We start from the raw sequence: 22975 nt of genomic DNA, 5'->3' as shown, positions 1-22975 counted from the left end.
CCGAACGAAAGGGAAAGTGAAGGACAATGACTGAGAACACCACGCAGAACAGCTTGCACGATGCTGAGGCGATCCGCCGCGACTGGGCGACCAACGCCCGCTGGTCGGGAATCGCTCGCGACTACGAGCCCGAGGACGTCGTCAAACTGCGCGGATCTCTGATCGAGGAGCACACGCTGGCCCGTCACGGTGCCGAGCGCCTGTGGAAGCAGATCAGCTCGAGCGACATCAAGTCCGGCGAATACGTCAACGCACTCGGTGCGCTGACCGGCAACCAGGCCGTCGAACAGGTCAAGGCCGGTCTCAACGCCATCTACCTCTCCGGTTGGCAGGTCGCCGCCGACGCGAACGCAGCCGGCCAGACCTACCCGGATCAGTCGATCTACCCGGCCAACTCGGTTCCGCAGGTGGTTCGCCGCATCAACAATGCGCTCATGCGTGCCGACCAGATCGAGACCTCGGAAGGCAACAAGCAGGTCGATGACTGGTTCGCTCCGATCGTCGCCGACGCGGAAGCAGGCTTCGGCGGTTCGATCAACGTCTACGAGCTCATGCGTTCGATGATCAATGCCGGCGCGGCCGGTGTGCACTTCGAAGATCAGCTCGGTTCTGAGAAGAAGTGCGGCCACCTCGGCGGCAAGGTCCTCGTTCCGACCTCGCAGCACATCCGCACGCTGAACGCGGCGCGTCTGGCTGCCGACGTGGAGAACGTGCCCAGCCTCGTCATCGCCCGCACCGACGCCGAGGCGGCCACGCTCATGACCTCGGACATCGACGAGCGCGATCAGCAGTTCGTCACCGGTGAGCGCACCTCCGAGGGCTTCTACAAGATCCGCAACGGCATCGAAGCAGGCATCGCCCGCGGTCTGTCCTACGCTCCCTACGCGGATCTGCTGTGGATGGAGACCTCCACCCCGGACCTCGCCGCCGCGAAGGAATTCGCGGATGCGATCCACGCGGAGTACCCGGACCAGATGCTGGCCTACAACTGCTCGCCGTCGTTCAACTGGAAGAAGCACCTCGACGATGCGACCATCGCGAAGTTCCAGCGCGAGCTCGGAGCCATGGGCTACAAGTTCCAGTTCATCACCCTGGCCGGCTTCCACGCCCTGAACTACTCGATGTTCGATCTGGCCCACGGCTACGCCCGCGAGCAGATGAAGGCCTACGTCGAGCTGCAGGAGCGCGAGTTCGCCGCCGAGGATCGCGGCTACACCGCAACCCGCCACCAGCGCGAGGTCGGCACCGGCTACTTCGACCTGGTCTCGACCGCGCTCAACCCGGAGTCCTCGACGACGGCTCTGGCCGGTTCGACCGAGACCGCTCAGTTCAGCTGAGTCCGACCGGCTCTTCGGAGCCCCGCCCGCCCGGGCTTCGCGGCCCGGGTGCGGCACCGGCCATCGGCCGCTTGGAACCCGGCGCGGATCGGCAATGTTTTCACGGGGTTTGCATTGTCGGTCCGCGCCGTCACACCCACCGATGGCAGCGACCATTTACTTCACGGCACGAACCCCCACAGCACCACACAAGCACCGCATCACTTCCACTGCAATGACACCTTCCGGCAGCACTGACACTCCGGCAGCACACTACGACGGGTGAGGAGAAGCCCATGTCTTACATCAAGATCAACGCGCCGCTCGAAACCGGCTTCGGCACCGTCCTCTCGGAGCCCGCTCTGACGTTCATCGCCACACTCCACGACGAGTTCGCCGGCACCATCGCCGATCTGCTGCGGGCACGCCGCAATCGCCAGGCCGAGATGAACGGCGGAACCCTCCCGCGCTTCAAGCCGGAGACCGCCCGCATCCGCGCCGACCGGTCCTGGACCGTCGCCGGCTCGGCAGGAGCTCCCGGACTCGAAGATCGCCGCGTCGAACTCACCGGCCCGGTCACCGAGACCGAAGTCGTGGCCGCGCTGAACTCGCAGGCGAAGGTGTGGCTGGCCGACCTCGAAGACGCCACGAGCCCCACCTGGGCCAACATCATCGGCGGTCAGCTCAACCTCTACCGCGCCATCCGTGCACAGCTGCCCGGAGTGAAGAACCCGAACCAGCAGCCGACGATCGGGCTGCGTCCCCGCGGCTGGCACCTGCCGGAGAAGCACCTGCTCTACGTCGACGACAGCGGCAGCGAATTCGCCGCCTCCGGTGCACTGGTCGACTTCGGTCTGTACTTCTTCCACAACGCCCGCCACCTCATCGACGCCGGCTCCGGCCCGTACTTCTACCTGCCGAAGCTCGAGTCCTCGCAGGAAGCACGTCTGTGGAACAAGATCTTCGTCCGTGCGCAGAACATGCTCGGCATCGAGCAGGGCACCATCCGCGCCACCGCTCACATCGAAACGATCACCGCGGTGTTCCAGATGGAAGAGATCCTCTTCGAACTGCGTGAGCACTGCGCCGGTCTCGAGGCGGCCGGCTGGGACTACCTGTTCTCCGTGGTGAAGAACCTGCGCAACGCCACCGACTACGTGCTGCCCGACCGGGAGCGCCTGACGATGGACCTGCCGCTGATGAAGGCGTTCACCGATCGTCTGGTGGCGACCTGCCACCGTCGTGGTGCGCACGCCATCGGCACGATGTCGAACCTCATGTCCGACCATCCGGACGAAGCGTTCGTCGCTGCCGAGTTCGAACGCATGCGTGAGGACAAGGCTCGTGAGGCCTGGCAGGGCTTCGACGGCACCTGGGTCGCCGACCCGGCTCTCGTGCCGGCCGCTCTGGCCGTGTTCGACGCGGCTCTGGGCTCGAAGCCGCACCAGCTGGAGAACATGCGACCCGATGTGCAGGTGACCAGTGAGAACATCCTCGACGTCACCGGTCTCGAGCCGATCGTGACCGAAGAGGGCGTGCGGGTGAACATCCGTGTGGCCATCGGGTACATGAACGAATGGCTCGGCGGCAACGGTCACGTGGCGTTGGAGAACCAGCTCGAGGATGTCTCGACCGCGGAGATCTGCCGCTCGCAGATCTGGCAGTGGATCCACCATGAGGTGACTCTCGACAATGGGCAGAAGCTGACCCGTCACCTGGCTGAGCGCTACCTCGGCGAGGAGCTGGCGGCGATGGATCGTCGTCCCGATGATCACCTCGACGAGGCAGTGGAGATCTTCCGCACGACGGCCCTCGACGAGCCCTTCGCGGAGTTCCTCACGATGCCGGCCTACACCGAGCACCTGGTCGACCGGGTGTCGAAGAAGGCCGCGACCGAGGCCTCCGTAGCCTGACCAATTACTACCCGACGGCGGCCCAGCAACCTTGCGCAAGGTTGCTGGGCCGCCGTCACGTAGTTCTGGGAGGGATAGGTGGGGGCGTCAGGACCAGTCGTCCATGCCCTCGGGCGGCCACGGCTCGCCGTCGGCCTCGGCGTTGAGCTGATAGGCGATCGCTCCGTCGATGGACTCGCGGATGATGTCGGCGTGACCGACATGCCGGGCCACCTCGGTGTTGAGATGCAGGAGGATCCAGCGCACGGACATGACGAAGTCCTGCGGCATCCACGGATTCGGCGGGGTCGCGCTCACTGCCCCGAGATCGACACCCGTGTCGATGACGGTCTGCCGGACCTCGTCGATGCCGGCGATGACGCGCTCGAAGATCTCCACCACCTCGGCGATGTCGAGATCGGGGACGGCGGAACTGTCGAACATCCCCGCGAGGCCGAGCTCGGCATTGATCGCAGGAAACTCCTCGAAGGGCACCACACGCTCGGGGTTCTCGACCTGCTTGAGCCAACCGTTGATCACCTGAGCGACATGGGCGATGAGGCCTTTGATGCTGGCAGAACTGGCCGTCGGGGTGCTGACTGACTGCTCATCGGTGAGGCCGCGAGCGGTGAGTTTGAGCTGCGAGCACTGCTGGGTGAGGAAGCTGAAGGCTGCATCGGTCTCGTCGGTGACGCTGGGTGCGAAGAAAGCCATGATCTCTCCTGATCGTCCGTGTTCGATCCGGTGTTCCGGTTCGTGTTTTCGAGTATTGACCTCCATGAGGACATATAGTGTCCGCATTAAGCGGTGTCATCGAAAAGGCCGCGGCGTCGAGGTGATCACCGCACCGAACCGAGTGAACAGCCGAGCACCGTACCGAAGGGGAGTCGCCATGCGATCAGAGACGAGGCTGCTGTCGCTGCTGGGGATGTTCGCGTCGAATCGGACGTATTCGGCGCAGGAGCTCGCTGGTCATTTCGAGTGCACACCGCGGACCATCAGGCGCGACATCGCCGAGCTGCGCGAGCTCGGCTACGTCATCAGATCCGTGCCTGGAACCGCCGGCGGCTACCGTGCCGAGTCCCGAACGATGCTCCCGCCTCTGCAGCTTGAGGCAGGGGAGGCATTGGCCACGGCCGTCGGGCTCACCCTGCTGCGCGGCGCGGGGCTGGACACCGCGAATGCCGAGTCCGCGACCGAGAAGCTGCGCGGCATGCTCCCTCCGGAGGCGCGCACGGCCGTCGATGAGATCAGCACCGCGGTCTCCGTTCCCGAAGGACACGTCCCAGGAGTCGACCTCGACGCGGTCATCACCCTCGCCGCGGCCATCACCGCCCGCACGGTCGCGACCTTCGACTACCGGAAGCGCCCGCCGTCATGGGGAGAGACCACCGCGACCAGCGAAACGGACACACCCGACCCGAAGGATCAAGCCCATGGCGCGAAGGGGCAGGCCCGTCGCGTCGAGCCCGCGCAACTGGTCGTCCTCGGCGGTCACTGGTACCTCTACGCCTGGGACCTTGAGCGGAGCGATTGGCGCGTCTTCCGCCTCGATCGGATGGGCGGCGTCCACGCGACGACCCTCGTGTTCTCCCCCAGGGACCATCCCGACGCCGAGGCAGCCGTGAGTTCCGCAGTCACCTCGGCCGCGTACCGGCACACAGTGGTTCTGCGGACCGATGCGGGTGTCGGGGAAGCGAGACGGTGGTTCCCGAGCCGAGCGGCGACGATCACCGAGGCTGCCGACGGTGTCCGTGTCACCTTCGGTGTCGAGGACCTGAGATGGGCGGCGGTGATGGTCGCGATGACTCCCGCACCTTTCGACATCATCGAACCGGACGGGCTGTTAGCCGAATTGACGGCGCTGGCCGACCGGGCGCAGTCCATCGGTCAGACGGGGAAGTCGCCGCTGGGCGCGGGCGAGTGAACCGCACCGGTCGGGCTCGGAGCCTCAGGCAGAACGCGGCTGCCGCGAGAGCAGCGACTCGGTCGTTGTCACCTCGGCGAAGCCGCCGCCGGAGAGATTGACCGCAGTGGCCTCGATGAGCTGCTCCGCGCTCAGCGAGGGCGAGTTCGGTGTGGTGCCAGTCGCGCTGAGCGGAAAGGTCGTCGTCGCGTCGAGGGCGACCGTCACCGTGAACCCGAGGTTTCCGCCCATCCGGGCTGTGGTCTCGACGCACATGTTCGTCTGAATTCCGGCCAGGACGATCGCATCGATGCCGCGTTCGCGCAGCCACTCGGCCAGATCCGGAGTGCCGAGGAACGATGAGTTGACGGTCTTCGTCACCAGCAGATCGGGGACGGCGGCAGCGATCTCGGGGAAGAAGTCGTTTCCGGATTGGCCGACGCGCAAGGGCGAGTGGGGGTGCGTGCTGTCATGGCGGACGAGCACGATCGGCAGCCCTTGCGCGGTGAAGTCGGCGATGAGTGCGGCCACGTTCGTCCGGCAGCCTTCGAGATCGAGAGGGACTCCCCAGCTGGGATCGAGGAATCCCTGTTCCATGTCGATGACGATGAGCGCCGTGGTCGGGTGGGGGTTCTCTGAGGTGTTCGTAGTCATGGTTGCATTCAAGTCGTTCGCCGCGAGGAAGTCGGCGGCACGAGTGACACCATTCGATAGGATTGTGCCATGGATTCTGCCATGGGCTCGGACCGGGGGACGGGAAGACAGGGACTGCGCGTCGACATCCTCGTGTTTGAGCAGGCGCGGATGTACGACCTCGCGACCGCCCTCGAGGTATTCTCCGACCGCAGCGATCGAGGACTGCCGCGCCATGATGTGCGCCTGGTAGGAGCGCAGCCACGGGCGTCCTGCGACTCGGGAGCAACAGTCGAACTCACCGGGTTTGCCGATGTCCCGGATCTCCTCATCGTTCCCGGGTCGGACAGACGATTGGGTCGCCTCGATGAGGAAGAGATCGCATGGATCCGGCGTGCTCACGAAGGCGGAGCGACTGTCGCGGGGCTGTGCACGGGCGCGTTTGCGCTCGCCGAAGCGGGACTGCTCGATGGTCGACGAGCCACGACGCACTGGAGATTCGCCTCGGCGCTGGGTGAACGGTTCCCCATGGTCGACGTCACCGCTGACGAGATCTTCGTCGGCGGTGACGGGGTCTGGACCTCGGCCGGGGTCAGTGCCGGGGCGGACCTGCTGATTCACCTCCTCGAGTCGATCCTCGGGGCGACGGTCGCCGGTGTCGTCGCACGGTCGATGGTGATTCCGCTGCGCCGGTCGGGCAACCAAGCACAGTTCATCGATCACGAGGTTGAGAACAGCGCGGCCGAGGACTTCCGCTTGCTCGAAGACCGCGTGAGGTCGAAGCCCTTTGAGGACTGGTCGGTGGCGCGGTTCGCCACGGAACTCGGACTCTCGAAGCGCACCTGCTATCGGACGTTCGCGTCGCTGCTGGGCACCAGCCCGCACGATTGGCTGATCAGTCTGCGGCTCGACGTGGCCAGACTGCTGCTCGAGTCCACCTCGGCGCCGATCGAGATCGTCGCGGCTGATTCGGGTATGGGTACACAGGACAATCTGCGCAAGCACTTCGTCTCTCGGTTCGGGCTCAGTCCGCGAGACTATCGCGCACGCTTCGCACCGGCAGTCTGACTCCGCACCCAACCCCACTCCCTTCCGTACTACCCGACGGCGGCCCAGCAACCTCGCGCAAGGTTGCTGGGCCGCCGTCGGGATCCTTCTATGTCTGTCAAGCGGCTTGGCCGATCGAGTTCGTGGCCTCGAGAATGCGATACACAGAACGGGCCAAGTGACGCTTCATGCACCGGATGGTCTCCTTCTTCGTCTTCCCCTCGCCAAGCCGTTTAGCCATGTATGCCTGGGACCTCTTCTGGTGAGAAAGCCGCGTGATGGCCACCATGTACAACGCAGAATTCAACCGACGATCACCACTGCGATTAAGCCGGAACCTCACCACATTCCCCGACGACGCCGGTATCGGGCTGACCCCCGCCAGCTTCGCAAACGCAGCCTCTGAACGCACCCGCCCAGGATGCGACCACGCCAGGTAGAACACAGCCGCGGTGATCGGACCAAACCCCGGCTCAGCCAGCAACACCGCAGCCGGGCTGTCCTTGACCAAAGCTTCGATCCGGGTGGCGTAGTCCTTGATATCGGCATCGACTTCGACGACGCGTTTGGCTAACCGAATCGCTTCCCGACGAGCCTCGGTAAGTGCCACAGACTCGTTCCTGATCCGCCACTTCGCAACCGCGTGGATCTTGACGACCGACAGTTTCCGACGCGCATCCATACCGAGGTCATGAGTACGCAACAGCGCGGTGAGCGCATTGACAGTCCGGGTCTTCTCCCGGGTCATGGACTCCCGCGCCTTGACCAGGATCTGCAGTCCCTGACGCGGCCCATCAGCCTGCCGGGGGAACCGCAGCCGCGACTCATCCATCGACAGGACCGTGCCAGCGATCCGTCGGGCATCGATCCGGTCATCCTTGCCCGTGGCATGCCGGTCACGAGCATTCATGCTGGCGGCCTCGGCGACTGTGTACCCGTTGTCGGCAACATGGTCGGCAAGGATCGCCCCGTAAGTGCCGATACCCTCGATCACCCACAGGGTGTCGAGGTCCCCGCCGGTACGGCGACCGGCCCACAGCAGCGCCCGTTTCAGGCCAGCTTTCGTGGTCGGGAATGCAGCAGTGTCGACGTGCTCACCAGTGTTGGTGAGGACACTGTAGACGTGGTTCTTCGCGTGGGTGTCGACGCCAACGACAAACGCGTATAAATGCGAGATGATAGTCATGACGGTTCGTGATTCTCCTGTGTCAGAACGGATGAGGTCCGACCGTCGAACGGTCGGCTCCGGTCCGGGAGATAGTCACGTCGAAACACTACTGTGATGAGTCACGTTCGGTCAGGAACGGACAACCTTCTGATCAAGTTATCGATGTGGGCCGAGCCGGTGCCGACCGCCCACCGATCATCAGACAGATCCCGACGAGGACATCGTTCGAGTCAGTAGTTCTGCGGGTCATGATGATCGATGGGACGGTCAGTTCCTACTCTGCCAGCCAGTCCCAGACCAGCCACTATCAATACTCACAGTAGTTCTGGGAGGGACGAGTGAGGGCGTCAGTGACGATGAATCTGACCTTGCGATGGTCCCGAAGTGAACGAATCATCGGAGAGTCCATATACTGGGGGCCATGACGATTCTCATTGGCTACCTACCTGCTCCCGAGGGTGAGGCTGCTCTGCGTGCGGGTTTCGCGGAAGCCAAGCTGCGGTCGAGCACTGCCGTCGTGATCAACTCGCAGCGACGAGGTGCCAGCGGGACGCCGACGGAGATCGGTGAGGACGAGATCAAACGGATCGTCGACCTCGGCAGGGAATCCGATATCGACGTCGAGGTGCTCCAGCCCGATCACGAAGACGATCTGCCGGGCACGCTCAACGACCTCGCCGTCGAACACGAAGCGCAGCTCATCGTCATCGGACTGCGCAAGCGCTCGGCCATCGGCAAGTTCATCCTCGGCTCCCAAGCGCAGCGCATCCTCCTCGAAGCCGAGGTCCCGGTCCTCACCGCGAAGGCTTGAGCGCACTTCGCCGAGGCGGCGCCGTAAGCGTCGAATCGACCATCCGCGTCGCCGAGGTGCAGATCCGCTCTCGCCGAGGCGGAGCTTCGTCCGCGCTACCGGCGCGGTTCCAGCCCCCACCCCCAGGCGATCAGCTCGGCCAATGACACGCCTTCGGCGTCGCTGAGATCCGTGATCTGAGTCCGGCACGAATACCCGTCGGCGAGCACCACTTCCAGCCGTGAGTCGTCCGTCCCCGCCTTGCCGCGCTTTCGCAGCGCCGGCAACAGGGCCACCTCGGCGACGGCGACCGAGGTCTCGTAATGCCCTTCCTCGACGCCGAAGTTCCCGGCCAGGCCACAGCAGCCGCCGATGAACTCGGTGCTGGCGCCGGTCCGGGCCATCAGCTCTCTGTCGGCAGCGGTGCCGAAGATCGCCGACTGATGGCAGTGCGGCTGAACGAGTGCGTCGACCCCGGACAGATCCGGCAGTTCGGCACCGATGCTCAGCAGATACTCGGCAAGGGTCTGCACGCGCGCAGCCACCCGACGCGAGGCGTCATCGGCGAGCAGCTTGGCCGAATCGTCCTTGAGCGTGGCCAGACAGGAGGGTTCGACGCCGACGATCGGGACATCACCGGTGGCGTCGAGGGCGGTGATCGTCTCCGCGAGATTCGCCTTTGCCGCATCGAGCTGCCCGGTCGAGATGAGCGGCAGGCCGCAGCACACGGTCTGATCGATCACCCGCACTGTGACGCCGGCGTGCTCGAGCACGGCCACGGCCGCGGCGAGGATGCGCGGAGCGAAATGGTTCGACCAGGAATCAGCGAACAGGATCACCTCGGCGCTCGGCCGCGGCACCAACCGCAACTCGTCCGACTGCGCACCCGATGTCTGCGCACCCGATGACTTGGCCCCCGATGTCTGGGCCTTCGCGCTGGGCGCGGCGTCCGCGCCCGAACGCGGCCCCGCCTCGGCGGTGGATGTCCACCATCTGCGGAACGTCGTGGCCGCGAACTGCGGAATCGACCGGCGCACATCGATGCCGGAGATCCGTTTCGCCACGGTCGACAGTCCCGGCAGGCCCGACACCCGATTGAGCACCGGTGCCACCGGTGTGACCAGGCGCGCGAGCTGCGGGAGGAACCCGAGCGAATAATGCTTCATCGGCCGCAGCTTGCCCTTGTAGGACTGGTAGAGGACCTCGGCCTTATACGTGGACATGTCCGTTCCGGTGGGGCACTCGGTCCCGCAGGCCTTGCACGACAGGCACAGGTCAAGAGCTTCGTGCACCTCAGGCGAGTCCCATTTCGGTTCGAGCAGATCGCCCGAGACCATCTCCTGCAACACCCGAGCGCGTCCCCGGGTCGAATGCCGTTCATCGCGTGTGGCCTGGTAGGACGGGCACATGATGTCGCCGGCGGCCGCCGAATCCGCGCGGCATTTGCCGACGCCGGTGCACCGATGCACCGCCGAGGCGAAGCCCGCGGACTCACCCTCATAGGCCATCGCCAACTGTCCCGGAAGCTCCTGCCGCAACGGCAGCTGCGTCAGTCGGAGCGACTCATTGAGCGCATCCGGGTCGACGATGACACCGGGGTTGAGCAGATGCTGCGGATCGAAGAGCTTCTTGACCTGGGCGAACAGATCGATCGCCGCCGGTGTGTACATGAGGCTCAGCAGCTCCGAACGTGCCCGACCGTCACCGTGCTCACCGGAGACCGAACCGCCGTAGCGGGCGACGAGCTTCGTCGCCGCGACCATGAAGTCGCGCATCACCTGCGGTCCGGTCGGGTCCTCGAGCGGGAAGTCGACCCGCATGTGCAGGCAGCCGTCACCGAAGTGACCATAGGGGATCCCCCAGAGGCCGTGTTCGTCGAGCAGAGCCATGAGATCGTGCAGATAATCGCCGAGGTGGTCGACCGGGACCGCTGAATCCTCCCACCCGGCGTGGGCGTCGCGACCATCGGGGGTGCGCGAGACCAGACCGGCGCCGTCGGCGCGGATCGCCCACACCGCGGCGGCGGCCGCGGCGTCGAGGACCGAGGAGTCCAGGGCCTGCGATTCGGCGATGAGGCGCTGGGTCTCCTGCTCGATTTCGGCTTCGTCCTCACCGGTGAGTTCGACGACGAGCCAGCCCGCGCCCTCGGGCAGCGTGGGGACCGCCTCGGCGCCCTTGGTGTCGATGACTCGGTTGAGCATGCGTGAGTCGAGGCCTTCGCACGCGGCTACGGGGAAGTCCTTGAGCAGCGGCGCATCATGGGCGGCCGCGACCATGTCCTCGTAGCCGAGCACCACTGCTGAGGTGAAGCTCGGGTCTTTGACCAGGCGTATCTTCGCGGCGAGGATGACACCCCAGGTGCCTTCCGTGCCGGCGAAGGCACGGCGGAGGTCGAAGCCGTTCTCCGGGAGGAGCGACTCGAGCCCGTAGCCGGAGACCTGTCTGGAGAAGGTGCCGAAGTTCGTGCGGATGGTGCCGAGGTTCTCGGCGACGAGTTCGTGCAGACGCGGGAAGGTCGCGGAGGCGTCCGCGTCGTCGAGGGTGACGACGGTGCCGTCGATGAGCATGACCTTGAGCGCGAGGATGTTGTCGCCGGTGCGTCCGTAGCCCAGGGCGCGGGGGCCGCAGGCGTTGTTGCCGATCATTCCGCCGATGGTGCAGCGGGTGTGCGTCGACGGATCGGGACCGAAGCGCAGACCGTGCGGTTTGGCCTTCTCCTGCAGGTGGGCGTGGATGCAGCCGGCTTCAACCCAGGCCGACTGTGCGTCGGGGTCGAGGTCGAGGACGGTATTCATATGGAGCGAGAAGTCGAGGACGATGCCGCGGCCGATGGCATTGCCGGCGATCGAGGTGCCGGCTCCGCGGCTGGTGATCGGCACGCCGAGGCGGCGGGCGATCGTGAGGACGCCACGCACCTCCTCTTCGTCGTGGGGAAAGACGATGGCGGCGGGCACAAGCCTGAAGAGCGAGGCATCGGAGGAGTAGGCGGCACGGTCCGTGTCGTCGATGCTGAAGTCGCGGATGCCGACTGCGCGGAACTCGGTCGCGAGGGTGGCGGGAAGCGTTGTCGTGGACTCGTCTTCGTCGACGGTCGCCCGATTCGCTCCGGTGGGATGGGCCATAGTCGTCATGTTCGCATTGTGCCACTTGGGTTGCCGGAACATCGAGACCCTTTCACTCTCGAGATCCTCCGCCCACACCTGCAGGGTCGTCAGGGTCATCGGGCAACACCGGAACCGTTATCGTTTCGTTATCAGACAAGCTCAGAACGACGGCTTTGTGGAGTTTGAGTTCCTATATCCGGGAATTCTTGGTGTATTGACATATTCGTGGTATCTAATGGGACTACACCAATTCGTGGCAAGGGGCCACTACATGAATGCAAGGGAAGAAGCCATGTCTCGTCGAGCTCGTGAATTGACAGTAGATCAGGCCGCATTAGTCGGGGCGGTCAGAAAGGTCGCTCGGCAGCGATCGAAAATCAACACCGACTATGTGATGGCGATTCTTCGGGCGCGCGAAGAGGGCGCGACTTTCGGGGCGATCGCCGAGGCGGCCGGCACCTCCTCGCAGGCGGTGCAGGAGATCGTGCGTCGGCACGGACCGGTCAAGCGCAGCGAACCGAAATCGGAGGTCGCAGACCCCGTCTGAGCCCGGAATCAAGGGGTCGAGGCAAGAAGCATCGACTCCCCGGACCTTCATTCTTCCCGCGCTCGAACAGGGGCGGTGATCCATCGGCGAGATGGGGTCACCGCCCTTGTGTATTGCATGGGCGGTACCTGACCGTTGTATGGCCGATTCTCGGAGCCGTTCGGCGACAGGAATTTTCATTGTGCTGACAATGGGGCAGGTGGTGTGTAATGACGGGAACCGGCAGTTCGGCCCATATGGATAATCATGTTTTGATTCGCTCGATCTGTCGATGCGAAACTGAAGTTCCCCGCGACCGACACCGGCAGCTGCGGGCGGGTTCGTGGGCAGGTCAATTGGTGAGCTCCCACGGCATGATGCGGCTATCAGCGGCTTAGATACAAGAACGACATACTCGCCGCAGTATTGCAGTCTTGTTACAGGCGGACCGGTTGTTCACGCCCCGATAGCGGGCGTTCGGCTGCACCGCGGGTCCGGGGCGTTCGGCGTGCGGCCGACCGGACTCCGGACCCGCAGGCGTGGTGAGAGGCGTCTTGTCTAGAGTGGCGATATGAACTCCGAGCCCGAATCACTGCCCGCTGAGATCGTCGACCTTCCCCTCATTCGCATCGCGTCCGACCTGTCTGTCATGGCCTGGGAGCAGATGCTCGCCTGGAGGTCACTGCTCGGAGCGAGCCTCGATGCGCGGGTCGTCGACACGAAGACCTCGCCGAACGACCTCGTCACCAAGGCCGATGCGCAGATCGAGGCACTCGTCCGCGGGTACCTCTCGCGGGTCAGGCCCCACGATCTCATGGTCGGCGAGGAGGGGGCGGACGCACTCGACCCGGTCGAATTCTTCTCGGCCGATATCCTTCGCCGGCTCCATGCCTACGATGCCGAGGCGCGGCTGCTCGCCGACCTCAGCGACGACGGCCCGGCGCTGGAGTGGCATGTCGACCCCATCGACGGAACCGTGAATTATGTCCGGAACATCGAACACCATGCTTTCTCTGTCGGTGTCTGCGAGAAGCCGGACACCGATCCCGGTCTCGGTCTCGGCGGCTGGCGCATCGGGCTCGTTGCCTCACCGGGGCTGGGTGCCACTTGGCTGGCGGCCGAGGGCCTCGGCGCCTACCGGGTCGAGGGTCGACTGGCCGACTACGGAACGGCCGCCTCGGCGAATATTCCCGCCCGCCGGCTGCGGGGTACGCCGAGCGGGCTGTCCGGACGGCTGCTCGCCACCGGGTTCGCCTACACCGGGAACAATCGCGGCCCACAGCTGGCCAAACTCGAGAACCTTATGAGCGGTTACGACGATCTCCGGCGCTGCGGCGCGGCCTCCATCGACCTGTGCATGGTCGCCGAAGGCCGCGTCAACGGCTACGCCGAACGGGGCCTGGGCATCTACGACTACGCCGGCGGTGCGGTCATCGTCGAAGAGGCAGGACTCAAGGTCAGCCGCGGGGGAGCAGGCGGTCCGACCGCCGCAGCCGACGCCCAGGCCGAGGTCGATCGGCTCGTCGCCGCCATCTGAACCGACCTCGCCCCGCCCGCGCCGGCCGAGCCGCGCTGGGCTCTCTGCGCCGCAAACCGCTCATCAGGTGTGATGCAGATAACGTCATATTTCTTTGACTTTATTTTCAAAGCATAGGCTAAGCTTACTTTCAGTGTGTGCACACGTTTCTCTGATTCGTTCATCCCAGGAAGTAGGACCCCATGGTTTCGACTCGCCTTCAACTGAGCGCCCTGGCAGGCGTTGTCGCTCTTGCTCTGGCCGGCTGCGGCTCCTCTGATTCCGATTCGGCACAGGCCGACGGCGCTGACACCACGATCGAGGTCGAAGACAACAACGGCAAACAGACCGTTGACTCCCCGCCGGAGTCCGTCGTCGCCACCGACAACCGCACGTTCCAAACTCTCAGCGACTGGGGCGTCGAACTCAGCGGCGGAGCCGTGTCCCTCATGAGCGACGACCTCGACTACACGAAGGACGAGTCGATCCTCGACCTCGGCAACCACCGCGAACCCGACCTCGAGAAGGTCGTCGAAGCCAAGCCCGACCTCATCATCAACGGCCAGCGCTTCGCCCAGTTCCACGACGATCTGGCCAAGCTCGCCCCTGAGGCGGTCGTGCTCGAACTCGATCCCCGCGACGACGAGGACTTCGACGACGAGCTGCGCCGTCAGACCACGGTGCTCGGCGAGATCTTCGGCAAGCAGGACGAAGCGAAGAAGCTCGTCGATGATTTCGACGCTTCCATCGACCGCGCCAAGTCCGCCTATGACGGTGATGACAAGGCCATGGGGCTGATCACCTCGGCCGGTGACATCGGCTATGCCGCTCCCTCGGTCGGACGCACCGTCGGGCCCGTGTTCGACATCCTCGACCTCGCCCCGGCCCTCGAGGTCGAGGACGGCACCGAGGACCATCAGGGCGACGATGTCTCCGTCGAAGCGATCGCGAAGTCGAACCCCGACCTCATGATCGTCCTCGACCGTGATGCCTCCTTCGCGCCGGAGAAGCGCGATGAGGGCTCGGCCCCGGCCGCCGAGGTGCTCGAGGACTCCGAGGCGCTCAAGGACGTCCCCGCGATCAAGGACGAGAAGATCGTGTACTTCCCCGAGGACACCTACCTCAACGAGAGCATTCAGACCTACACGGAGTTCTTCAACGACTTCGCTGAGAAGCTCGAAGACCAGAAGTGATGACCATCGCCGAGGCGGCCCGACGTCGGAAGGACTCCCGAGGCAACCGGCCGGATGAGTCTCCACGTGGGGCCGCCTCGGCGAAGGGACCCCTCTTCGGATGGCCGCTGCTGCTGGGCGTCCTCGGGGTCGCCCTCCTGCTCGCGGTCTCGCTGTTCACCGGTGTCTACGACATCTTCGGCGGTGACGGCGGTGCTCAGATGTTCCAGATCACGCGGATTCCGCGCACCATCGCCCTCGTCCTGGCCGGAGCGGCCATGGCGATGTGCGGGCTGGTCATGCAGCTGCTCACCCAGAACCGCTTCGTCGAACCGACGACGACCGGCACCACCGAATGGGCGGGCCTCGGGCTCATGCTCACCGTCATCGTCTACCCCGATGCCTCGATCGTCGCGCGGATGGTCGGAGCGATCATCGCCGCCTTCGTCGGCACCCTCGTGTTCTTCCTCTTCCTCCGGCGAGTGTCACTGAAATCCTCGCTCATCGTGCCCATCGTCGGCATCATGCTCGGCGCCGTCGTCGGTGCCGTGTCGACCTTCGTCGCCGTTCAGACCGATATGCTGCAGAGCCTGGGCATCTGGTTCGCAGGCAGCTTCACCTCGATTCTGCGCGGCCAGTACGAGACCCTGTGGATCGTCGCGGCCGTCGTCGTCGCGATCTTCATCCTCGCCGACCGCTTCACCGTGGCCGGCCTGGGCAAGGAGATCGCCACGAACGTCGGCCTCAACTACAACCAGATCCTGCTGCTGGGCACCGTCTTCGTCGCCGTCGCCACAGGCGTGGTCACCGTCGTCGTCGGCAACCTGCCGTTCCTCGGACTCATCGTGCCCAACATCGTCTCACTCGTCCGCGGCGACGACCTGCGCTCGAATCTGCCGTGGGTGTGCCTGCTGGGCATCGCCATCGTCACTGTCTGCGACCTCATCGGTCGGATCATCGTCATGCCCTTCGAAGTCCCCGTCTCCCTCATCCTCGGCGTCGTCGGCGCTGCCGTGTTCGTCGCCCTGCTGCTGCGTCAGCGGAAGGTCGGGTGAGTGCCGTGCGCGCAAAGGACGAAATCCCCGCAGACCCCATGACGAACACCGACGCCGAGGCGGCCGGCCGGGCCGCTGCGGACGTGCGGGACGGTGAGCCGCCACGGCGAGGTTCCGCCGCTGCTCAGGGTGCCGCTGCTCAGCGTGCGTCCGGACCGCTGCCGACGGCCAGGTCGGTGCGCCGATATTGGACGATGATTATCGTCCTCGCGCTCGCCGCGGCGGGTATCGCCGGCGGCATCCTGGCGTGGGACAATCCCATGCCCATCAGCGACCCCGGATTCTGGCTGATCGCGAAGCTGCGGCTGACGAACCTCGTCGTCATCGTCATGGTGGCACTGTGCCAGTCCTTCGCGACGGTCGCCTTCCAAACGGTGACGAACAACCGGATCATCACGCCGTCGATCATGGGATTCGAGTCCCTGTACGTGGCGATTCAGACCTCGGCGATGTACTTCTTCGGGGTCACCGCGATCGTCGAACTCAAGGGGCTCGTCCCCTTCGTCGTCCAACTGGCGCTCATGGTCGGGTTGTCGCTGGCACTCTACGGGTGGCTGCTGTCCGGTCGGCACTCGTCGGTGGCGCTCATGCTGCTCATCGGCGTCGTCATCGGCGGGGGACTGGGCTCGGTCGCGACATTCATGCAGCGGACGCTGACGCCGAGCGAATTCGACATCCTCTCCGCACGGCTCTTCGGATCGATCTCGAACTCGGATTCGAGCTACCTGCCGGTGTCGATCCCACTGTGCGTGCTCGCGTGCCTCGGCCTCTATCTCAGCTCGTCGCGGTTGAACGTGCTCGCGTTGGGCCGGGATATGACGAGCAACCTGGGGCTGAACTTCAAGGGCGAACTGCTCAAAGTGCTCTTCTTCGTGTCCATCCTCATGGCGGTGTCCGTGTCGATGATCGGCCCGATGGTCTTCCTCGGATTCCTCGTCGCGTTGCTCGCCTACCAGTTCGCCGACACCTATGACCACAAGCGGCTCTTCCCGATGGCGGCCCTCATCGGGTTCGTCGTCTTGGGTGGAGCGTATTTCGTCATGAAGAACATCTTCTACGCCGAGGGGGTCGTGTCGGTCATCATCGAGATCGTCGGCGGCGGCGCCTTCCTGCTTGTCATCCTGCGGAAGGGGCGCCTGTGATCACGCTGGACTCGGTCCGCAAATCCTACAGCGACGAGGTCTCGATCGGGCCCGTCGACCTGCAGATCCCGGCCGGAGGAGTCACCGCTCTGGTCGGCCCGAACGGTGCCGGAAAGTCGACGTTGCTGACGATGATCGGCCGGCTGCTGGGCTTGGACTCGGGGGCGATTTCGGTGGCCGGTTTCGACGTCAGTTCGACGAAGTCGAAGGATCTGGCGAAGATCGTATCCATCCTGCGCCAGGAGAACCACTTCATCACCCGTCTGACGATCAGGCAGCTCGTCGGGTTCGGGCGCTTCCCGCATTCGCAGGGGCGTCTGACAACCGCCGATGAGGAGATCATCTCCCAGGCCATCGACTTCCTCGAACTCGGTGAGCTGGAGAACCGGTTCATCGACGAACTCTCCGGCGGGCAGCGGCAACGCGCCTATGTGGCGATGGTGCTGGCCCAGGACACCGACTATGTGCTGCTCGACGAACCGCTGAACAACCTCGACATGAAACGGTCGGTGCAGATGATGCAGCACCTGCGCGCAGCCGCCGCCGAGATGGGCCGGACCATCGTCATCGTCCTCCACGACATCAACTTCGCCGGCCACTATGCCGACCACATCTGCGCGGTGAAGGACGGCGAGGTCGTCGAGTTCGGCACTCCCGAGAAGATGATGACCGCCGAGGTGCTGTCCAGGGTGTTCGACACCCCGGTCGAAGTCATCGACGGTCCGCGCGGGCCGCTGGCCGTTTACTACTGACACGTTCGGCTGGTCTGGCCGGTTAGCTGGCTGGTGGCTGGTGGCTGGTGGCTGGTGGTTGGGTGGGGCGATCCACAGCGGGGCGGAGTGTCACCCGGCGTCGGACGGCGACGGGACGGAACGTCACCCTGCAGCGGGCCGCACCGTCACCCAACGACGGACGGCGACGACGAGCGTGGTGACGAGGCCGATGATGAGGAGCCCGTCGGCGGCGATGTAGAACAGGTGCAGGGCCGATCCGCCGTCGTCGGTGCCGGCGAGCACGGCATTCGTGCGTTCATTGAGCAGGGGGCGGATGACGATGACCTTGATGATGAGGATGCCGATGAGACCGCTGGTCAGGGCTCGATAGACACGGTCGACACCGGTCTTCAGCATCGCCCACAGCAGGATCACCGCGATGACGAGCTCCACCCAGTTCATCGCCCCGAAGACCAGACGCCCGATGCCCAGCCCCAGCGGAATCGTGATCCCCGGGGCGGTGAACTTCAGCGGCGCCTCGATGAGCGAGATACCGATGATGAGCCCGAGCCACACCGCCGGCAGAAGGATGCGTGCTCCCGCCGCGAGCCGGGTGTCCTGAGTGCTGAAGAAGTTGGCCATGCCCAGCATTCTACTCCCGGTAGAAAGGCTGCTCGTGGGGGAGCTGAGGCGGCACTTAGACTGGTGCCCATGCGTCTGTTCTCCAACGCCGTTGTGCGCACCTTTGCGCCCGCCGCTCGCCCCGACAGTGCCGATCCCCACCCGGACGATGCCGCTCGCCCGGACGAATCCACTCACCCCGCGACCGCCGGCCACCCGGATAATGCCGCCCACTCCGACGATACCCGCCCATCCGTCGCACCCGATGCGATCCTCGTCGACGGTGAGACCATCGTCGCCGTCGGCACCCGGGCCGAACTCCTCGACATCGCCGCCGCGGAATCGTCGACGACGGCGGCGCTCGCCTCGGCGGGCGGGGTCGGAGCGACCACGGTCATCCCCGGCCTCGAAATCGACGAGATCGACTGCGGCGGGCAGGTCATCCTCCCGGGATTCGTCGACGGGCACATGCACTCGATCATGTACGCCGATTCTCTGACCGACCTCGATCTGTCCCAGACGAAATCCCTCGCCGAGGCGGTCACCGCCATCCGCGAACGAGCAGATTCCCTCCCCGTGGGCACTTGGGTTGTCGGCTCCGGCTGGGACCTCAACAAATGGGACGACCCGTCCTGCCCGGACCGGACGCTGCTCGACGCCGAGGTGCCCGACCATCCCGTGGCGATGTGGTCCCTCGACCTGCACACCCTGTGGGCCAACGCCCACGCCCTCGAGATCGCCGGCATCGACGCGTCGACCGAAGATCCCTCAGGCGGCAGCTTCGTCCGCGACGATGACGGGCAGCTCACCGGCCTCGTGCGCGAAGACGCCACCGACCTCGTCGCCCGCTTCATCCCCGAACTCAGCCGTGAGGAGCAGGTCGAACGCCTCGCCGTCACGCAGAAGCTGTTCCTGTCCCAGGGACTGACCGGCATCCACGACTTCGACGGCATCGCCTCGACGCTGGGATGGAACGACCTGCGCGAAGCCGACCGGCAGGACATGCGGGTCACGCTCTTCCTGCGCGGACCCGAAGTGCCGTGGGCGATCGAAACCGGCTGGCACACCGGCGACGGAGACGACTGGCTGCAGAGAGGCGGGCTCAAACTCTTCTCCGACGGCGCGCTCGGCTCCCACACCTCGCACATGTCCTCACCGTTTCCCGAAACCGACGGTGAGGCGGAGAACTTCGGCATCGCACAGATGACCGAGGACGAACTCTTCGACCAGGCCCGCATCGCCACCGAGGCGGGCATCTCCGTGGCCATCCACGCCATCGGCGACCAAGCCAACCACCACGTGCTCGAAGTCTTCGAACGTCTGCGCGAGATCACCGCGGCCGCCGAGGAACGCTTCGACCGGCCGTTCCGCCACCGTGTCGAACACGCCCAGTTCATCCAGCCGGGCGACGTCGCCCGCTTCGCCGAACTCGGAGTGCTCGCGTCCATGCAGCCCCGGCACTGCATCTCCGACCTGCACCTGCTCCACCTCATCGACGAATCCGCGCAGCTGGCCGCTTATGCTTGGCCGGATCTGCTCGCTGCGGGTGCCCAAGTGATCTTCGGCTCCGATGGGCCCGTTGAACCTGCCAACCCGTTCGCCGCGATCTACGCGGCGATGACCAGGGCGAACATCTCAGGGGACGCATCGACGAGCTTTCAGCCCGCGCGTCGGCTCAGCGCCGCCGAGGCCATCCGTCTGCACACGCAGGGGCCGGCTTTCGCCGCCGGTTTGGAATCGCGGCGCGGCTATCTGGCACCGGGCATGGACGCGGACTTCATCGTCGTCGACACGGATCCGTGCGCGGCCGACGGGCTCAACGCCGACTCCTGCCGGGCCGACGGGTTCAACGCCGACTCCTGTGCGGCCGAAGGGGTGAGCGCCGAGGCGGCTGTGCAGGGAACATCGACACGACCGGATCGGGCGGAGGTCGACGGAACCGACGGGCTCCTCGGCTACGATTCCGAAGAAGCGCTGTTCGCCCACGCCGAGGCGATCCGCGACACCCGTGTCGCGCTCACCGTCGTCGGCGGCGAGATCAAATACGAAGCCTGACCGCTGGCCCGGCCGCCCACGCCGAAACCGGCCCCGCCCGGCCGGGCCACTGATTCGGCCAGGCCCAAACCGGCCCCGGCCGCTGACCGTGAAGGATCCCCGCTCATGCCTCGTTCGTTTCTGGCTCAGGCTCTCAAGGTCGATGAGGCCACCCCGGATACCCGCAGCCGCGAAGTCGACTTCCTCCGCGCGGCCGCGATCACCGTCGTCGTCCTCGGGCATTGGACGATCATCGCCGTCAGCGTCGGCGGCGGCATCAACCCGCACGGTCTGCTCGATCAAGCCCGTTGGACGCACCCGCTGACCTGGGTGTTCCAAGTGATGCCGATCTTCTTCCTCGTCGGCGGCTACTCCAACGCTCTGTCGTGGCGCTCGGCGAGGCGGCGGAACATCGGGTATGCCGAATGGCTGCGAGCTCGCCTGCGCCGCCTCGGCCTGCCGCTCATCCCGCTGCTGCTCGTGTGGTTGGCTACCTGCGTCATCGCCGTGGCCGCCGGGGCCGAGCCCGGGGCCGTGCAGCTGGCCTCCCAGATGGCGTTGGTGCCGACCTGGTTCCTCGCCGCGTACCTGCTCGTCGTCATCGTCGCCCCACCCTGCCTGATCCTGTGGGAGAAATGGGGATGGTGGTCGATCATCGTCGGCATCGGCCTCGCCGGAGTCATCGACGTCATCAGCATCGCCACCGAGAGCACACTCGCCGGCTACCCGAACTACCTGCTCGTGTGGGCGAGTTTCCACCAGTTCGGCTACGCCTGGCTCGATGACCGCCTGACCAGCCTCAAACGCTGCGCGGCGCTCTTCGCCATCGGCGCGATCGGCCTCGGGCTCCTCGTCGGATTCGGCCCCTACCCGGTGTCGATGATCACGGCAGGCACCGATGCCATCTCGAATTCCTCGCCGACCCGCGTGACCATGGCCTTCCTCGGCATGGCCCAGGCCGGCATCGTCCTCATGCTGAGGCGCCCACTGGCGGCACTGCTGCGCAGCCCCGGTCTGTGGTTCGTCACCGTTATGGTCAATCAGCGCATCATGACCTGGTTCCTCTGGCACCTGACCGCGCTCACGGCACTGGCCAATGTGCTCATCGGCCTCGACGCCGACGCTGTGCTGCCCGAACCGCTGACCGGGATCTGGTGGCTGACCCGGCCGCTGTGGGCCATCGCGCTGCTGGCGATCACCGGAGTGCTCGTGGCGATCTTCGGTCGCTTCGAATCACCGCAGCCCGACGACCGTCCCGCACCCCCGACATGGATGCCGATCGCCGCTTCGGCCGCGATCTGCGCGGGCCTGGCGATCATGGCCGATACCGGGATGGTCGACGGGCACGGTGTGACCTGGATCTGGCCGCTGCTGCCGATCGTCGGCATGCTCGCCTTCGGCGTCGTCCGCCTGCCCGGCCGGCGGACCGCCGAGGACTGAGCACAACGAGACTGATTTCGCCGAGGCGGGACCGAACGTCGCCCCGCCTCGGCGAATCTCAGATGTGGCGGCCGCCGGAGATCTCGGTGACCGTGCCCGTGAGGTAGCTGGACAGGCCCGAGGCCAGGAACAGCACCACCGAGGCGACCTCCTCGGGTTCACCGGCACGCCCCAGCGGAATGTCGGCGAGCTTCGAATCGATGGCGTGCTGGGGCATGGCCGCGGTCATCGCGGTGTTGATGAAGCCGGGCTGGATCGCGTTGATGCGGATGTTCTTGAACGCGACCTCCTTCGACACGGCCTTCGTCATGCCGACGATTCCGGCCTTCGCCGCCGAATAGTTCGACTGTCCGGGGTTGCCGACCTTGCCGCTGATCGAGGACACGTTGATGATCGACCCGCCTCGGTCCTGTTCGCGCATGAGCGCCGTGGCGACTTTGAGGCCGTTCCAGGTGCCGCGCAAGTGGACGGAGATGACGTCGTCGAACTGTGCCTCGGTCATCTTCCGGATCGTCGAGTCGCGGGTGATGCCGGCGTTGTTGACCCAGATGTCGACGCCGCCGAAGATGCTGGTGGCCGCCTCGGCGAGTTTCTCGACGGCATCGAGGTCGGACACATTGCACACGACCCCGGCCGCGGAGCCCTCACCGCCGAGTTCGGTCACGGCCGCCTGCAGGTTCTCTTCATTCATATCGCCGAGGACGACCTTCGCGCCCGAGTCGACGAGGCTGCGGGCCATCGCCAGGCCGAGCCCCTGCCCGCCGCCGGTGACGACGGCGACCTTCCCGGTCAGCAGGCCGGGAACGGCGGTGACCCCGCCGGTTTCGGTGACGGTGATGCCGGTGCTCGCTGCGGTGGTGGATTCGGTCATGGTGATTCCTTTCGTCAGAGACGGGCTCG

At 65.5% G+C, this 22975-nt stretch carries 19 protein-coding genes; 13 read left to right on the top strand and 6 right to left on the bottom strand.

What is annotated here, in order from left to right:
• Window positions 1–26 precede the first annotated feature (26 nt).
• Together aceA and aceB are read left to right on the top strand one after the other, a co-directional pair.
• The gene (gene aceA / locus ACSE4D_RS06270) at window positions 27–1337 is read left to right on the top strand and encodes an isocitrate lyase (protein WP_135540684.1); all 1311 of its coding nucleotides are present in this window, start codon (window positions 27–29) and stop codon (window positions 1335–1337) included.
• A 275-nt stretch (window positions 1338–1612) separates the two neighbouring features.
• Window positions 1613–3229: a malate synthase A gene (aceB, locus tag ACSE4D_RS06265; protein ID WP_426936775.1), complete on the top strand. Its 1617-nt coding sequence runs from the start codon at window positions 1613–1615 to the stop codon at window positions 3227–3229.
• An 87-nt stretch (window positions 3230–3316) separates the two neighbouring features.
• On the opposite strand, the gene ACSE4D_RS06260 is transcribed toward aceB, so the two are convergent.
• Window positions 3317–3922 (bottom strand): mycothiol transferase, encoded by a 606-nt coding sequence (locus tag ACSE4D_RS06260; RefSeq protein ID WP_436326806.1) that lies wholly within the window; start codon window positions 3920–3922, stop codon window positions 3317–3319.
• A 178-nt stretch (window positions 3923–4100) separates the two neighbouring features.
• Here ACSE4D_RS06260 and ACSE4D_RS06255 point away from each other — a divergent pair, with 178 nt between their 5' ends.
• On the top strand, window positions 4101–5135 hold the full coding sequence (locus ACSE4D_RS06255; RefSeq protein ID WP_436326805.1) for a helix-turn-helix transcriptional regulator: 1035 nt from the start codon (window positions 4101–4103) through the stop codon (window positions 5133–5135).
• Window positions 5136–5159: 24 nt separating this feature from the next.
• Here the strand turns inward: ACSE4D_RS06255 and ACSE4D_RS06250 are convergent, their stop codons facing one another.
• The gene (locus ACSE4D_RS06250) at window positions 5160–5768 is read right to left on the bottom strand and encodes a cysteine hydrolase family protein (protein ID WP_436326804.1); all 609 of its coding nucleotides are present in this window, start codon (window positions 5766–5768) and stop codon (window positions 5160–5162) included.
• Between the two features lie 69 nt (window positions 5769–5837).
• On the opposite strand from ACSE4D_RS06250, the gene ACSE4D_RS06245 reads away from it, so the two are divergent.
• Window positions 5838–6815: a GlxA family transcriptional regulator gene (locus tag ACSE4D_RS06245; protein WP_436326803.1), complete on the top strand. Its 978-nt coding sequence runs from the start codon at window positions 5838–5840 to the stop codon at window positions 6813–6815.
• A 97-nt stretch (window positions 6816–6912) separates the two neighbouring features.
• On the opposite strand, the gene ACSE4D_RS06240 is transcribed toward ACSE4D_RS06245, so the two are convergent.
• The gene (locus ACSE4D_RS06240) at window positions 6913–7980 is read right to left on the bottom strand and encodes an IS110 family transposase (RefSeq protein ID WP_436326802.1); all 1068 of its coding nucleotides are present in this window, start codon (window positions 7978–7980) and stop codon (window positions 6913–6915) included.
• A 403-nt stretch (window positions 7981–8383) separates the two neighbouring features.
• On the opposite strand from ACSE4D_RS06240, the gene ACSE4D_RS06235 reads away from it, so the two are divergent.
• Window positions 8384–8773, top strand: coding sequence for a universal stress protein (locus ACSE4D_RS06235; RefSeq protein WP_135540688.1), 390 nt, complete (start codon window positions 8384–8386; stop codon window positions 8771–8773).
• Window positions 8774–8868: 95 nt separating this feature from the next.
• Here ACSE4D_RS06235 and ACSE4D_RS06230 read toward each other — a convergent pair whose 3' ends face one another.
• Entirely contained in the window at window positions 8869–11883 is a 3015-nt protein-coding gene (locus ACSE4D_RS06230; protein WP_436326801.1) for an FAD-binding and (Fe-S)-binding domain-containing protein, read from the bottom strand.
• 244 nt (window positions 11884–12127) lie between these two features.
• Here ACSE4D_RS06230 and ACSE4D_RS06225 point away from each other — a divergent pair, with 244 nt between their 5' ends.
• The 6 genes from ACSE4D_RS06225 to ACSE4D_RS06200 all read left to right on the top strand — a co-directional run bounded on the left by ACSE4D_RS06225 (window position 12128) and on the right by ACSE4D_RS06200 (window position 18019).
• Entirely contained in the window at window positions 12128–12403 is a 276-nt protein-coding gene (locus ACSE4D_RS06225; RefSeq protein ID WP_425119714.1) for a hypothetical protein, read from the top strand.
• Between the two features lie 550 nt (window positions 12404–12953).
• On the top strand, window positions 12954–13919 hold the full coding sequence (locus tag ACSE4D_RS06220) for an inositol monophosphatase family protein (RefSeq protein ID WP_135540690.1): 966 nt from the start codon (window positions 12954–12956) through the stop codon (window positions 13917–13919).
• A 182-nt stretch (window positions 13920–14101) separates the two neighbouring features.
• Window positions 14102–15091, top strand: coding sequence for a siderophore ABC transporter substrate-binding protein (locus ACSE4D_RS06215; RefSeq protein ID WP_135540692.1), 990 nt, complete (start codon window positions 14102–14104; stop codon window positions 15089–15091).
• On the top strand, window positions 15091–16125 hold the full coding sequence (locus ACSE4D_RS06210; protein ID WP_135540789.1) for an ABC transporter permease: 1035 nt from the start codon (window positions 15091–15093) through the stop codon (window positions 16123–16125). Before ACSE4D_RS06215 ends, ACSE4D_RS06210 begins: the two co-directional genes overlap by 1 nt.
• Before the next feature lie 38 nt (window positions 16126–16163).
• Entirely contained in the window at window positions 16164–17267 is a 1104-nt protein-coding gene (locus ACSE4D_RS06205) for an iron chelate uptake ABC transporter family permease subunit (RefSeq protein ID WP_436326800.1), read from the top strand.
• Window positions 17264–18019 (top strand): iron ABC transporter ATP-binding protein, encoded by a 756-nt coding sequence (locus ACSE4D_RS06200; protein ID WP_436326799.1) that lies wholly within the window; start codon window positions 17264–17266, stop codon window positions 18017–18019. Before ACSE4D_RS06205 ends, ACSE4D_RS06200 begins: the two co-directional genes overlap by 4 nt.
• 123 nt (window positions 18020–18142) lie before the next feature.
• Here the strand turns inward: ACSE4D_RS06200 and ACSE4D_RS06195 are convergent, their stop codons facing one another.
• Window positions 18143–18622 (bottom strand): hypothetical protein, encoded by a 480-nt coding sequence (locus ACSE4D_RS06195; RefSeq protein WP_135540696.1) that lies wholly within the window; start codon window positions 18620–18622, stop codon window positions 18143–18145.
• Window positions 18623–18691: 69 nt separating this feature from the next.
• Between ACSE4D_RS06195 and ACSE4D_RS06190 the strand changes: the two genes are divergently transcribed.
• Together ACSE4D_RS06190 and ACSE4D_RS06185 are read left to right on the top strand one after the other, a co-directional pair.
• Window positions 18692–20656 (top strand): amidohydrolase, encoded by a 1965-nt coding sequence (locus tag ACSE4D_RS06190; protein ID WP_135540698.1) that lies wholly within the window; start codon window positions 18692–18694, stop codon window positions 20654–20656.
• A 105-nt stretch (window positions 20657–20761) separates the two neighbouring features.
• Window positions 20762–22075 carry an acyltransferase family protein gene (locus ACSE4D_RS06185; protein ID WP_425119712.1) on the top strand — a complete coding sequence of 438 codons (1314 nt, stop codon included), beginning with the start codon at window positions 20762–20764 and terminating at the stop codon, window positions 22073–22075.
• A gap of 58 nt (window positions 22076–22133) precedes the next feature.
• Here ACSE4D_RS06185 and fabG read toward each other — a convergent pair whose 3' ends face one another.
• Window positions 22134–22946, bottom strand: coding sequence for a 3-oxoacyl-ACP reductase FabG (gene fabG, locus ACSE4D_RS06180; RefSeq protein ID WP_135540702.1), 813 nt, complete (start codon window positions 22944–22946; stop codon window positions 22134–22136).
• Window positions 22947–22975: the final 29 nt, after the last annotated feature.

The organism is Brevibacterium sp. FAM 27836 (genome assembly GCF_051351055.1).
Lineage (GTDB): Bacteria > Actinomycetota > Actinomycetes > Actinomycetales > Brevibacteriaceae > Brevibacterium.
Note: the sequence above shows the minus strand (reverse complement) of the source record. Positions and strands in the feature narration are given on the sequence as shown.

Coding starts and splice junctions, on each gene's coding strand:
- aceA (WP_135540684.1), top strand. CDS start 27: ATGACTGAGAACACCACGCAGAACAGCTTGCACGATGCTGAGGCGATC.
- aceB (WP_426936775.1), top strand. CDS start 1,613: ATGTCTTACATCAAGATCAACGCGCCGCTCGAAACCGGCTTCGGCACC.
- ACSE4D_RS06260 (WP_436326806.1), bottom strand. CDS start 3,922: ATGGCTTTCTTCGCACCCAGCGTCACCGACGAGACCGATGCAGCCTTC.
- ACSE4D_RS06255 (WP_436326805.1), top strand. CDS start 4,101: ATGCGATCAGAGACGAGGCTGCTGTCGCTGCTGGGGATGTTCGCGTCG.
- ACSE4D_RS06250 (WP_436326804.1), bottom strand. CDS start 5,768: ATGACTACGAACACCTCAGAGAACCCCCACCCGACCACGGCGCTCATC.
- ACSE4D_RS06245 (WP_436326803.1), top strand. CDS start 5,838: ATGGATTCTGCCATGGGCTCGGACCGGGGGACGGGAAGACAGGGACTG.
- ACSE4D_RS06240 (WP_436326802.1), bottom strand. CDS start 7,980: ATGACTATCATCTCGCATTTATACGCGTTTGTCGTTGGCGTCGACACC.
- ACSE4D_RS06235 (WP_135540688.1), top strand. CDS start 8,384: ATGACGATTCTCATTGGCTACCTACCTGCTCCCGAGGGTGAGGCTGCT.
- ACSE4D_RS06230 (WP_436326801.1), bottom strand. CDS start 11,883: ATGACGACTATGGCCCATCCCACCGGAGCGAATCGGGCGACCGTCGAC.
- ACSE4D_RS06225 (WP_425119714.1), top strand. CDS start 12,128: ATGAATGCAAGGGAAGAAGCCATGTCTCGTCGAGCTCGTGAATTGACA.
- ACSE4D_RS06220 (WP_135540690.1), top strand. CDS start 12,954: ATGAACTCCGAGCCCGAATCACTGCCCGCTGAGATCGTCGACCTTCCC.
- ACSE4D_RS06215 (WP_135540692.1), top strand. CDS start 14,102: ATGGTTTCGACTCGCCTTCAACTGAGCGCCCTGGCAGGCGTTGTCGCT.
- ACSE4D_RS06210 (WP_135540789.1), top strand. CDS start 15,091: ATGACCATCGCCGAGGCGGCCCGACGTCGGAAGGACTCCCGAGGCAAC.
- ACSE4D_RS06205 (WP_436326800.1), top strand. CDS start 16,164: ATGACGAACACCGACGCCGAGGCGGCCGGCCGGGCCGCTGCGGACGTG.
- ACSE4D_RS06195 (WP_135540696.1), bottom strand. CDS start 18,622: ATGGCCAACTTCTTCAGCACTCAGGACACCCGGCTCGCGGCGGGAGCA.
- ACSE4D_RS06190 (WP_135540698.1), top strand. CDS start 18,692: ATGCGTCTGTTCTCCAACGCCGTTGTGCGCACCTTTGCGCCCGCCGCT.
- ACSE4D_RS06185 (WP_425119712.1), top strand. CDS start 20,762: ATGCCTCGTTCGTTTCTGGCTCAGGCTCTCAAGGTCGATGAGGCCACC.
- fabG (WP_135540702.1), bottom strand. CDS start 22,946: ATGACCGAATCCACCACCGCAGCGAGCACCGGCATCACCGTCACCGAA.